Here is an 11,302-nt window from a genome sequence, read left to right as displayed (position 1 = left end):
CTGCCGTCGCGGAACCGCAGCCGATAGCTGCGCTGCGGATCCAGTCCGTGGAGCGGAAAAGTATATTTTTCCGCATCCAGTTGGGTGCCGCGGAAAGCATAAAGCACGCCGCGACCGCGTTTCGCATCGAAATACTCGATGCCGTCCCAGCCCATGCCGTCGGCGCGCGGGCCGACGTGGTACAGGTCGGCTTCGCGAATCAACGGCCGCAAGGTCGACTTGTAGAATTCGATCTCTCTCCACGCCGCCTCGTGTTGCTGCTTGCTCCAGCTCGTCGTGTCGAGCATCAACGTGAACCAGCCCAGCATCGCGCTGCGCAGCATGTAGCGGAAATTCTCAATGTTCGGCGCCGGCCATTCCTTCGCGTAGGTTTCGAGCATCGCCGGCGGCAGCACGTGGCTCGCGTCGTAGAACGCCTGCCGGTTCGATACCGGATCGTAGGAGTCGACGATGGAAAAATAGTCGGCGTGGGCAGCGCTGCCGAAATCGACCATGCGCCCGCCGTCATTGCAGACTTCGAGCAGCAGGTGGGGATGATCGCGACGGAGTCCGTCGTGGATGTCGTAGTAGGCGCGCGCGGCGTGATAGCTCACGTCGGTCGAATTCGGACCATCCATCCAGATAAAGCCGTCATCTGTATACTTTTTCACCTGCCTCGGATCGCAGGTCGCATGCTCGTGATCCGCGCGATCGCAACCCTGTGCGACGACGTAGCCGTCATGTTCGAGCATGTCGAGCTTGTAGTCGCGCACGAGGCGATCTGCCTCTTTCGCTACCCACGCTTTCGCCGCGGGCAAGCCGATGTCGATAGTGAGGCCTTTGAACTCCTCTGGCTTCCAGCCCGGCCGCGGATCGGTCGTGAGCCAGTCGCGGATCGCCGGATCGGCGACGTCGAGCGCGCCCTTCTCCTTGCTGGTTCCCGCCTGCGCCCAGTCCACCCACAGGCCGAATTTCAGTCCGCGCGCATGCGCATGGTCGGCCAACGGTACGAGTCCGTGCGGAAATTTCGCCGGATCGGGCCGCCAGTCGCCGACCGCGCGAAACCAGCCCGCGTCGAGGTGGAACATTTCGAAACCGAGTCCGGCCGCATCGTCGATCATGCGCCGCGCCTGCGCGTCGCTGATCGCCATCGCGCTGCCCCAGCTGTTGTTAGTCGTCCACGGATAGGTCGGATCGCGCTGCGTGCGCGCATCGTTGACGGTCTCGCGGATCCAGCGCTTGAGCGCGTTGCCCGCATCGTCGATGTCGCCATGCGTCGTGCCGAGGAACACGGTGGGCGTGACGAACTCGCCGCCGGCCGCCAAGCGCGTGCGGAACGGGCCGGGCTCGGGATTCAATCCGGCACTTCCTTCGATCATCTCGCCTCGACGCTTCAAGGTCATCGCAATGCGCCCGCTGAATTCGATGCCGACGTACCAGCCGTCGCCCACCTCGCCCTTCGCACGCACGAGGAAATACGGAATGATCTCGCGCGGCTCGCCCTTGCGCGGATGCGCGAACGCGCTCGATTCGCCGAGCCAGCGGTAACCATCGCCGACATCGACGAGATGCGTGCCGACCGGCGGCGCCTCACCCGCGCCCTTGTCGATCCAGAGCTGCTGCAGCGCCTGCATGCCGGTCTTCCAGCGGAACGTGAAACTATCCTGTAGAGGAATCCAGATCTCGCGCTTGCCGAGATTCTCGATGCGGATCGTATGTTCGAGCGGGCCGTGCTCGCTGCGCGCCAGCCATTCCCAGCTCAGCCTGAGCCGAAAGCCGGGATCACGATAGACCAGCGCCAGCGATTTCCCATCGATGCGGCTCGCCTCACGGTCGAGCTGCCAATGCAAGCGCGACGCCTTGCCATCAACCGTCGCGAAGTCGATCAGCGGATTTCCGGCCTCACCTTCGAGCGCCGGACCCTGCGCCGGCTGCAGCCGGCGAATGCGCGGCATGGTCGCGCCCGCCTCGACGACGAGTTGCGCATCGCGGTTGCCGAAACGGATCGCGTTGAAGTCCACGTCCTGCCCGGCGAATGCATGCGACGCCATGAACAGGACGCCGAGCAGGCCGGCAAATGCCATTCGCCGCGTTGCCTCCCCGATTTGCGACGACCTGGCCACCACATCACCTCCCCGTTGCAGAACGCCCCGCCGATTTGTACCACCCTCTGGGGATTGCGTGAACCGCCATGCGATAATCCACGGCGAACTTTCCGGAATCCGCTCAATGTCCTCGCGCAACATCCTCGTCACCCATGCCCTGCCCTACGCGAACGGCCCGCTGCACATCGGCCATCTGCTCGGCTACCTCCAGTGCGACATCTGGGTGCGCGCGCGGCGCATGGCTGGCGACAAGGTGGTATTCGTCAGCGCCGACGACGCGCACGGCACGCCGATCATGCTCGCGGCCGAGAAGGCCGGGCTCGCGCCCGAGGAGTTCATCAAGGGTATCCAGGCCTCGCATGAGCGCGACTTCGCCAACTTCGGCGTGGTCTACGACAACTACTACACGACGCACTCGGAAGAGAACCGCGAGCTCGCCAGCCTGATCTACACGCGCCTGCGCGACGCGGGGCATATCGAGAAGCGCTCGATCCGCCAGCTCTACGACCCGGTCAAGCAGATGTTCCTGCCCGACCGCTACATCAAGGGCACCTGCCCGAACTGCGGCACGCCCGACCAGTACGGCGACAACTGCGAGAACTGCGGTGCGACTTATGCACCGACCGACCTGATCGATCCGCATTCGGTCGTCTCGGGCGCGACACCGGAGCTGCGCGACTCGGAACACTACTTCTTCAAGGTCGGCGACTTCACCACGCTGCTGCGCGGCTGGCTCGCCGGCAAACTCACGAACAGCAAACCGGTCGTGCATTCCTCGGTCGCGGCCAAACTCAAGGAGTGGCTCGACGCCGAAGGCGGCGTGCGCGACTGGGACATTTCGCGCGATGCGCCCTACTTCGGCTTCCCGATTCCCGACGCGCCGGGCAAGTTCTTCTACGTCTGGCTCGACGCGCCGGTCGGCTATCTCGCCAGCTTCAAGAACTGGTGCACGAAGACAGGCACCGACTTCGACGCCTGGCTCGCCGAAAACAGCACGAAGGAAATGCACCACTTCATCGGCAAGGACATCGTCAACTTCCACGGCCTGTTCTGGCCGGCGATGCTGCACGGCGCGAAGCTGCGCACGCCGACCGCGCTGCACGTCAACGGCTACCTCACCGTCAATGGCGCGAAAATGTCGAAGTCGCGCGGCACCTTCGTCATGGCGCGCACCTATCTCGATGCGGGCCTCGACGCCGACTACCTGCGCTACTACTTCGCGACGATCCTCGGGCCGGCGCCGGTCGACGTCGACCTCGACCTCAAGGCCTTCGAGGAACGCGTCAACTCGCACCTTGTCGGCAAGTGGGTGAACATCGCCAGCCGCACCGCCGCCTTCGTGCACAAACACTTCGGCGGCAAGCTCGCCACGGCGCTGCCGGCAGACGAGGCGTCGCGCTACGCCGATGCCGCACAGCAGCTCGCACACTGCGCCGCATTGTTCGACACCGGAGAATTCGCCGCAGCGACGCGCGACATCATGACCGTGGCCGACGAGGCGAACGCGTATGTTGCCGTGAACGCACCGTGGAACCTGGCCAAGGACGAATCGAAGCTCGCGCAACTGCACACGGTGTGCACGCTCGCACTGAATTATTTCCGCCTGCTCAGCGTTTATCTTGCGCCGATCGTGCCGGCTACCGCCACGCGCGCGCTGGCGCTGTTCAACGAGACGCCGACGCGCTTCGACGCGGCGGCGCAGCCGCTGCTCGGCACCGCGATCAACGAATTCTCCGCGCTTGCCGCGCGCATCGACACGAAGAGGGTCGAGGCGATGATCGAGGCATCGAAGGAGTCGCTGCAATCCGGCGCGGCCGCAATCGCACCCGAGGCGAAGAAGAAATCCGCGAAGGCCGCGGCACCGGCGGGCGACAAGCTGGCGACGTCGACCGACGGTTTCATCTCGATCGACGACTTCGCCAAGCTCGATCTGCGCATCGGCAAGGTACTCGCCTGCGGCTTCGTCGACGGCTCGGACAAGCTGCTGCGCTTCGAACTCGATGCCGGCAGCTTGGGCAAGCGGCAGATTTTCTCGGGCATCCGCGCCGCCTACGCCGAGCCGGAAAAACTCGTGGGCCGCAACGTCGTCTTCATCGCCAACCTCGCCCCGCGCAAAATGCGCTTCGGTGTATCCGAAGGCATGATCCTTTCCGCGGGCACGGGCGATGCCGACTTGTTCCTGCTCGATGCGGACCAGGGCGCTCAGCCGGGAGCGCAGGTCAAATGACCGCAGGATGCGGTCATCCCGTGCAGTACGTGGATGTACGATGACACGGGATCCAGCTTTTACTCTTATGAAAACAACGATCGATTTCGACCATGGCATCACTGCGATCGACACCGGCTTCTTTCGCTCGCAGTTCGATGCCAGCCACCTGATCGTGCACAACGGCCGCGCGGCCTTCATCGACGTCGGCACCAATTATTCGATTCCACGCCTGCTCGACACACTCAAGGCCAAAGGCCTCAGCGTCGACGCAGTCGATTGGGTGATCCTCACCCACGTGCATCTCGACCACGCGGGCGGCGCGGGCCTCGCGATGCAGTCGTTCCCGACCGCGAAACTCGTCGTGCATCCGCGCGGCGCGCGCCACATGATCGATCCGTCGGCGCTGATTGCCGGCGCGACCGCGGTGTACGGCGCCGAGGAGATCGCGCGAAGTTACGGCACGCTCGTGCCGGTGCCTGCCGAGCGCGTCATCGAGGCGCCGGACGGCCATGTCGTAGACCTCGCCGGGCGCGAGTTGCTCTGCCTCGACACGCCGGGCCATGCGCGCCATCACCTCTGCCTCTACGACGCGACTAGTCGCGCGTTCTTCACCGGCGACACCTTCGGCCTGTCCTACCGTGAGTTCGACACCGGCAACGGCGCCTTCATCCTGCCGACCTCGACGCCGGTGCAATTCGAGCCAGACGCGCTCAAGGCCTCGATCGCGCGCATGCTCGAGCGCAAGCCGCAGCAGATGTTCCTGACCCACTACAGTCGCGTCAGCGACGTGTCGCGCCTGGCGCGGGACTTGTACGTGCAGATCGACGCGATGGTCGCGATTGCACAGAAGCATGCCGCCGATGCCGATCGCCACGCGCGCATCGCCGATGATCTCGCGGCCCTGTTCACCGCGCGTGCTCAGGCCCACGGCTGCACCTTCGATCCGGTGCAAGTGGGCGAGCTGCTGGCGATGGATATCGAGCTGAACACGCAGGGCCTCGAAGTGTGGCTGGACAAGCAACGCAAGCCTTAGTCTCCGCGTCCATGGCCCCGAAACTCGCCGTTCGCATCGACGCCGTGTTGCCGCAGACGCAGTGCACGCGCTGCGGCTATCCGGCCTGCCTCGCCTACGCCGAAGCGATCGCGGCGGGCGAAGCCGACATCAACCAGTGCCCGCCCGGCGGCGCACAGGGCGTCCGCGAACTCGCTGCGATGCTCGGACGCGAAGCGAAGCCGCTCAATCCCGCAAACGGAGTCGAGAAACCGGCCGAAATCGCGGTCATCGACGAGGATGCCTGCATCGGTTGCACCAAATGCATCCAGGTCTGTCCGGTCGATGCAATCGTCGGTGCGAACAAGCTGATGCACACGATTCTTCGCGATGAGTGCAACGGCTGCGAGCTCTGCATTCCGGCCTGCCCAGTCGATTGCATCGCGATGATCGTTGACGATATGCAGCGCAACGCGCCGCACAACGCACGCGCCGCTCACTATCGCCAGCGCTACGAGATGCGCAACGCGCGGCTCGCGCGCGAACGCAACGAGCGCGACGGCGCGATCGCCGCGCGCAAGGCCGAAGTACACACGGGCACGCGCAGCGCTGTACTTGAAGCGATCGCGCGGGCGAAGGCGAAGAAGGAATCCTCGAACCGATGAATGCCGAGAAACGTGCGGAAATCTTCCGCCGCTTACGCGAAGTCAACCCGAAGCCGCGCAGCGAGCTCGAATACGCCACGCCATTCCAGTTGCTGATCTCGGTGATCCTGTCCGCGCAGGCCACCGACGTCGGCGTGAACAAGGCGACGCGCAAGCTGTATCCCGTCGCCGGTACTGCGGCGGCGATCCTCGCGCTCGGCGAGGAGAAGCTGCGCGGCTACATCGCCACGATCGGCCTGTTCAACGCCAAGGCGAAGAACGTCATCGCAACCTGCCGCATTCTCGTCGAGCAATACGGCGGGGAAGTTCCGCGCACGCGCGAGGCGCTCGAGGCCCTGCCCGGCGTCGGCCGCAAGACCGCGAACGTGGTGCTCAACACCGCGTTCGGAATGCCGACGATCGCGGTCGACACGCATATCTTCCGCGTCGCCAATCGCACCGGGCTCGCGCCCGGCAAGACGGTGCGCGCGGTCGAGGACAAGCTCGAGAAAGTCGTGCCCGACGAATTCAAGCTCGACGCGCACCACTGGCTGATCCTGCACGGACGCTACGTGTGCAAGGCGCGCAAGCCCGACTGCCCGCAGTGCGTGATCCGCGACCTGTGCGAGTACAAGCACAAGACGACGGTCGAAGGCGTCAAGTAAGCGGGCGCAGCCAGAATCGCAGCCGATGCGGCGTCGCCGCGCTCGCACCGATCTCCTGCCAATCGATCGTGCAGAACATGTCGTCCTGGCGCGCGTAACCGCGCTTGTTCCAGAACACGTCGTTCGGACGAAAACCTTCCGGCTTGCGCGGATCGTCAGCCGCGCGCTCGACCGAGCAGAACGCGGTCAGCGCGAAACGCCCCAGGCGCCGTGCATAGCCTTCGCGCTCGTCGAAGAAACGATGGCCTAGGCCGTGGCCGCGGTATTCGCGCAGCAGCACCGATTCGCCGAAATAGAACACGTCGCCGAGGGCGATGCCGCGGTCGAGGAACGGCTTCTGGAACGCCGCGGTCTCGTCGGTCAGCGGAATCCCGGTCGACGCGCCGATCACGCGCTCGCGGTCGAAGGCGAGCACGAACAGGCTCTCCGACGACTTCGCGTAGGTCGCGAGGTACTGTTTCTCGTAGTCACGATCGCCCGCGTAGAGGTACGGCCAGTCGTGGAACACGGCGATGCGCAATGCGGCGACGGCATCGAGGTGGGGTTCGATCTCCGTACCGCTGAACGTCTTCACTTCGATCATGCGGGCGACGATAGCGCATGCCGCCACGGCCACAAAGCCGCATCCAGCGCTGTGCCATCGGCAACACAGCGGGATACGTTGTAGGATTGGAGCGGCATCCATCGACACGTACGAGCCGCGCCATGAACCGCCAGTCCCCTAAGCTTTCCATCCGCCAGATCGCCCACTTTATCGAAGGTCGTGAAGTCGCCGGCGCCAGTGGCCGGCTCGGCGATGTCTTCGATCCGGCGCTCGGCAGCGTCGCCGCGCAGGTGGCACTCGCCAGTGTGGAGGAAGTTGACGCCGCCGTGGCCGCCGCGCGCCGCGCGTTTCCGGCGTGGAGCGAGACGCCGCCGCTCAAACGCGCGCGCGTCCTGTTCGCGTTCAAGGCGCTGCTCGATGCGCATGCCGACGAATTCGCCGAGCTGATCACGCGCGAGCATGGCAAGGTGTTCTCCGATGCCAGAGGAGAAGTGACGCGCGGTATCGAAGTCGTCGAATTCGCCTGCGCCGCGCCGCATCTGCTAAAGGGCCAGTACAGCGACCAGATCGGCGGCGGCATCGACAACTACAGCATGCGCCAGCCGCTCGGCGTCGTCGCCGGCATCACGCCGTTCAACTTCCCGTTCATGGTGCCGCTGTGGATGATTCCGGTCGCGCTGGCCTGCGGCAACACCTTCGTGCTGAAGCCCTCGGAACGCGATCCTTCAGCGTCGCTGTTGATCGCGAAATTGCTCAAGCAAGCCGGACTGCCCGACGGCGTGTTCAATGTCGTCCACGGCGACAAGACCGCGGTCGACGCGCTGATCGAACATCCCGATGTCGTCGCGCTCTCCTTCGTCGGCTCGACGCCGATCGCCAAGTACATCTACTCGCAGGGCACCGCGCGCGGCAAACGCGTGCAGGCACTCGGCGGCGCGAAGAACCACCTGATCGTCATGCCTGACGCCGACCTCGACCAGGCCGTCGACGCGCTGATCGGCGCGGCCTACGGCTCGGCCGGCGAGCGCTGCATGGCGATCTCGGTCGCCGTCGCGGTCGGCGACGTCGCCGACAAGCTCGTCGACAAACTCGTACCGCGGATCAAGGCACTCAAGATCGGCAGCGGCCTCGACAGCAGCGTCGAGATGGGCCCGCTGGTGACCGCGATACACCGCGAAAAAGTCGTTGGCTACATCGATGCCGGCGTGGCCGAAGGCGCCGAGCTCGTCGTCGACGGGCGCGGCCATGTCGTCGCCGGCCACGAGGACGGATTCTTCCTCGGCGGCACGCTGTTCGACCACGTCACGCCGCAAATGAAGATCCACCGCGAGGAAATCTTCGGACCCGTGCTCGGCATCGTGCGCGTGCCCGACTTCGCCAGCGCGGTCGAACTGATCAACGCACACGAATTCGGCAACGGCGTTTCCTGCTACACCTCGGATGGCGGCATCGCGCGCGCGTTCGCGCGCCAGATCAAGTGCGGCATGGTCGGCATCAACGTGCCGATCCCGGTGCCGATGGCCTGGCACTCGTTCGGCGGCTGGAAGCGCTCGCTGTTCGGCGACGCACACATCTACGGCGAAGAAGGCGTGCGCTTCTACACGCGCTACAAGAGCGTGATGCAGCGCTGGCCCGATTCGATCGCCAAAGGGGCGCAGTTCACCATGCCGGTGGCGCACTGACTGACCGGCTCGCCCACTCCGCCGCACCCTGCCCGGCAATCTTTCCGCTCGCGAAGCAGGCCGTGAGCAGATAGCCGCCGGTCGGCGCTTCCCAGTCGATCATCTCGCCGGCGCAGAACACGCCAGGCAGCACTTTCAGCATCAGGTTTTCGTCGAGCGCGGCGAAACGTACGCCGCCTGCGGTGCTGATCGATTCGGCCAACGGACGCGGACGGACCAAGGTCAGCGGCAACGCCTTGATCGCCTGCGCGAGATGCGCAGAATTCTGCATCGCGTCCTTGGCGAGCAATTCGTACAGCAGCCCGGTCTTCACCCCGTCGATGCCCGCATGCCGGCGCAGGTGCTCGCTGAGCGTGCGCTTGCCGCGCGGCTGCGCGAGGTCGCGTGCGAGGCGCTCGACGTCACGCCCCGGTGCAAGATCAAGATGGATCGTCGCACTGCCCTGCGCGGCGATCGCATCGCGCAACTCGGCACTGAGCGCGTAGATCAGGCTGCCTTCAACGCCGTTCGCGGTGACAACGAACTCGCCCTGGCGGCGGGTCGTTTCGCCTTTCGCACCGTGCCATTCGATCACGACCGGCTTGATCGGCTGGCCGGCGTATTTGTTCGCGAAGAATTCGCTCCAGCCTTCGACATTGGCGCACGCAATCTCGAAGCCGCAGTTGGCCGGTTGCAGCGGAGTCAGATCGACCGCGCGCTCTTCGAGCAACCGCGTCCATGACCCGTCCGAGCCGAGCACGGGCCAACTGCCGCCGCCGAGCGCGAGCACGACCGCGTCGGCGTGCACCTCGCGTTCGTCGTCCTCGTGTACAAAACGCAGCGCGCCGTTGTCACTCCAGCCCAGCCAGCGATGGTGTACATGGAAATTCACGCCGCTTGCGCGCAGGCGCCGGACCCAGCCACGCAGCAGCGGCGCGGCCTTGAGGTCGCTTGGAAACACGCGACCGGAAGTGCCGACGAACGTCTCCACGCCGAACCCGCGCGCCCATTCGCGCAACGCCTCGGCGTCGAATTTCTGCAGCCAAGCGCGCATTTCGCGCTCGCGCCCGCGATAGCGCGACACGAAGCGCTCGAACGGATCGGAATGGGTAAGGTTGAGCCCGCCCTTGCCGGCGATCAGGAACTTGCGTCCGACCGAGCCCATGCGCTCGTAGACGTCCACCGACGCACCTGCGGCACGCGGCGTTTCGGCGGCCATCAAGCCGGCCGGGCCGCCGCCGATGACGGCGATCCTGCGGGTTTGAAGCGTGTTTTCAGTCATCGACAAGGCAGACGCAGCGTTCCATTCATGGCAATTGTATCGGCACGCAAGCGGTCGCATGCTATTGGTCTATTCTTTAATCTGCGAACGAAGCCATGAAAATTGCCCTGTTCGGCGCCGGTGGCCATGTCGGCCACGGCATCCTCGATGAGGCACTGCGGCGCGGCCACGACGTCGTCGCCATCGTGCGCGATCCTGCGCGCGCGAACATCCACAATCCGAAGGTGAAGCTCGTTGCCGGCGATGTCGCCGACCCGGCCTCGTACCGCGCAGCGCTCGCGGGCGTGGACGCTGCGGTCGCGGCCCTTTCCGGGCGCCGCGACGCCGACGCCGGCCTGATTCCGAAGTACGCGTCGATCTTGCTCGACGCGTTGCCCACCGCGGGCGTGAAGCGCTTCGTCTGGGTCGGCGGCGCGGGCAACCTGGAAACCGCGCCGGGCGTGACTGTGTCCTCGTCGCCGCAATTCCCCAAGGAATGGCTCCCCGAGGCGAACGCGCAGGCCGAAGCGCTGAAGATTTTCCGCGCGTCGAATGCGGACATAGCCTGGACTTACATCAGCCCGGCTGCTCTTCTCGTCGACGGCGAGCGCAGCGGCACGTATCGCGTCGGTGGCGACCGACTGCTCGCGGACGCGAACGGCGTCAGCCGCATCACGATCGCCGACTACGCGGTCGCCGTGCTCGATTGCCTCGACAAGAACGAGCATCTGCGCCAGCGCATTTCGGTGGCGTACTGAAGCCATGAGCACGACGCGCATGCCCACGCTGTTCGTCGGCCACGGTTCGCCGATGAACGCGATCGAGAGCAACGACTTCACGCGCGGCTGGCAGCAGCTGGCCGCGCGCATGCCGAAGCCGAAGGCGATCCTGTGCGTGTCCGCGCATTGGGAAACGCGCGGCAGCTTCGTCTGCGCCGCGCCGCAGCCGCAGACGATCCACGATTTCTACGGCTTCCCGCAGGCGCTGTTCGACGTGCGCTATCCGGCACCGGGCGACCCGGCGCTCGCACAGCGCATCGCCGACCTGGTGAAAAGTACAAAAGTGCACACGACGTCGGAATGGGGCCTCGACCATGGCGCTTGGAGCGTGCTCGACATCATGTATCCGCAGGCCGACGTGCCGACCTTGCAGCTCAGCATCGACAGCGCGCAGCCGGGCGCTTTCCACCATGCGCTCGGCCGCGAACTCGGCGCACTGCGCGACGAAGGCGTGCTGGTCCTCG

Annotated in this window: 10 protein-coding genes; 7 read left to right on the top strand and 3 right to left on the bottom strand. The window is 65.4% G+C overall.

The genetic code is table 11. The annotated features are described in order from the left end of the window. On the bottom strand, window positions 1–2,063 hold a 2,063-nt coding region (locus VF497_RS07645), incomplete at its 3' end, for a glycoside hydrolase family 36 protein (RefSeq protein ID WP_330887311.1). A 145-nt stretch (window positions 2,064–2,208) separates the two neighbouring features. Between VF497_RS07645 and metG the strand changes: the two genes are divergently transcribed. The 4 genes from metG to nth all read left to right on the top strand — a co-directional run bounded on the left by metG (window position 2,209) and on the right by nth (window position 6,593). Beyond that, window positions 2,209–4,311 (top strand): methionine--tRNA ligase, encoded by a 2,103-nt coding sequence (gene metG, locus VF497_RS07640; RefSeq protein ID WP_330887309.1) that lies wholly within the window; start codon window positions 2,209–2,211, stop codon window positions 4,309–4,311. A 67-nt stretch (window positions 4,312–4,378) separates the two neighbouring features. Continuing rightward, window positions 4,379–5,326 (top strand): MBL fold metallo-hydrolase, encoded by a 948-nt coding sequence (locus VF497_RS07635; RefSeq protein WP_330887307.1) that lies wholly within the window; start codon window positions 4,379–4,381, stop codon window positions 5,324–5,326. Between the two features lie 11 nt (window positions 5,327–5,337). Beyond that, window positions 5,338–5,949 (top strand): RnfABCDGE type electron transport complex subunit B, encoded by a 612-nt coding sequence (locus VF497_RS07630; protein ID WP_330887305.1) that lies wholly within the window; start codon window positions 5,338–5,340, stop codon window positions 5,947–5,949. Beyond that, complete coding sequence (gene nth / locus VF497_RS07625) at window positions 5,946–6,593, top strand: endonuclease III (RefSeq protein WP_330887303.1); 648 nt, start codon at window positions 5,946–5,948, stop codon at window positions 6,591–6,593. Before VF497_RS07630 ends, nth begins: the two co-directional genes overlap by 4 nt. On the opposite strand, the gene VF497_RS07620 is transcribed toward nth, so the two are convergent. Then, window positions 6,586–7,176: a GNAT family N-acetyltransferase gene (locus VF497_RS07620; RefSeq protein WP_330887301.1), complete on the bottom strand. Its 591-nt coding sequence runs from the start codon at window positions 7,174–7,176 to the stop codon at window positions 6,586–6,588. The two genes, nth and VF497_RS07620, sit on opposite strands and share 8 nt — an antisense overlap. Window positions 7,177–7,298: 122 nt before the next feature. Between VF497_RS07620 and VF497_RS07615 the strand changes: the two genes are divergently transcribed. Continuing rightward, on the top strand, window positions 7,299–8,819 hold the full coding sequence (locus tag VF497_RS07615) for a CoA-acylating methylmalonate-semialdehyde dehydrogenase (RefSeq protein WP_330887299.1): 1,521 nt from the start codon (window positions 7,299–7,301) through the stop codon (window positions 8,817–8,819). On the opposite strand, the gene VF497_RS07610 is transcribed toward VF497_RS07615, so the two are convergent. Next, window positions 8,797–10,080, bottom strand: coding sequence for a TIGR03862 family flavoprotein (locus tag VF497_RS07610; protein ID WP_330887297.1), 1,284 nt, complete (start codon window positions 10,078–10,080; stop codon window positions 8,797–8,799). The two genes, VF497_RS07615 and VF497_RS07610, sit on opposite strands and share 23 nt — an antisense overlap. A gap of 95 nt (window positions 10,081–10,175) precedes the next feature. Here VF497_RS07610 and VF497_RS07605 point away from each other — a divergent pair, with 95 nt between their 5' ends. Beyond that, window positions 10,176–10,817 (top strand): NAD(P)-dependent oxidoreductase, encoded by a 642-nt coding sequence (locus tag VF497_RS07605; RefSeq protein ID WP_330887295.1) that lies wholly within the window; start codon window positions 10,176–10,178, stop codon window positions 10,815–10,817. A gap of 4 nt (window positions 10,818–10,821) precedes the next feature. Next, a partial coding sequence (gene ygiD / locus VF497_RS07600; protein ID WP_330887293.1) for a 4,5-DOPA dioxygenase extradiol occupies window positions 10,822–11,302 on the top strand: 481 nt, incomplete at its 3' end.

Source organism: Rudaea sp., assembly GCF_036383415.1.
In the GTDB taxonomy this organism is placed as follows: domain Bacteria; phylum Pseudomonadota; class Gammaproteobacteria; order Xanthomonadales; family Rhodanobacteraceae; genus Rudaea.
Note: the sequence above shows the minus strand (reverse complement) of the source record. Positions and strands in the feature narration are given on the sequence as shown.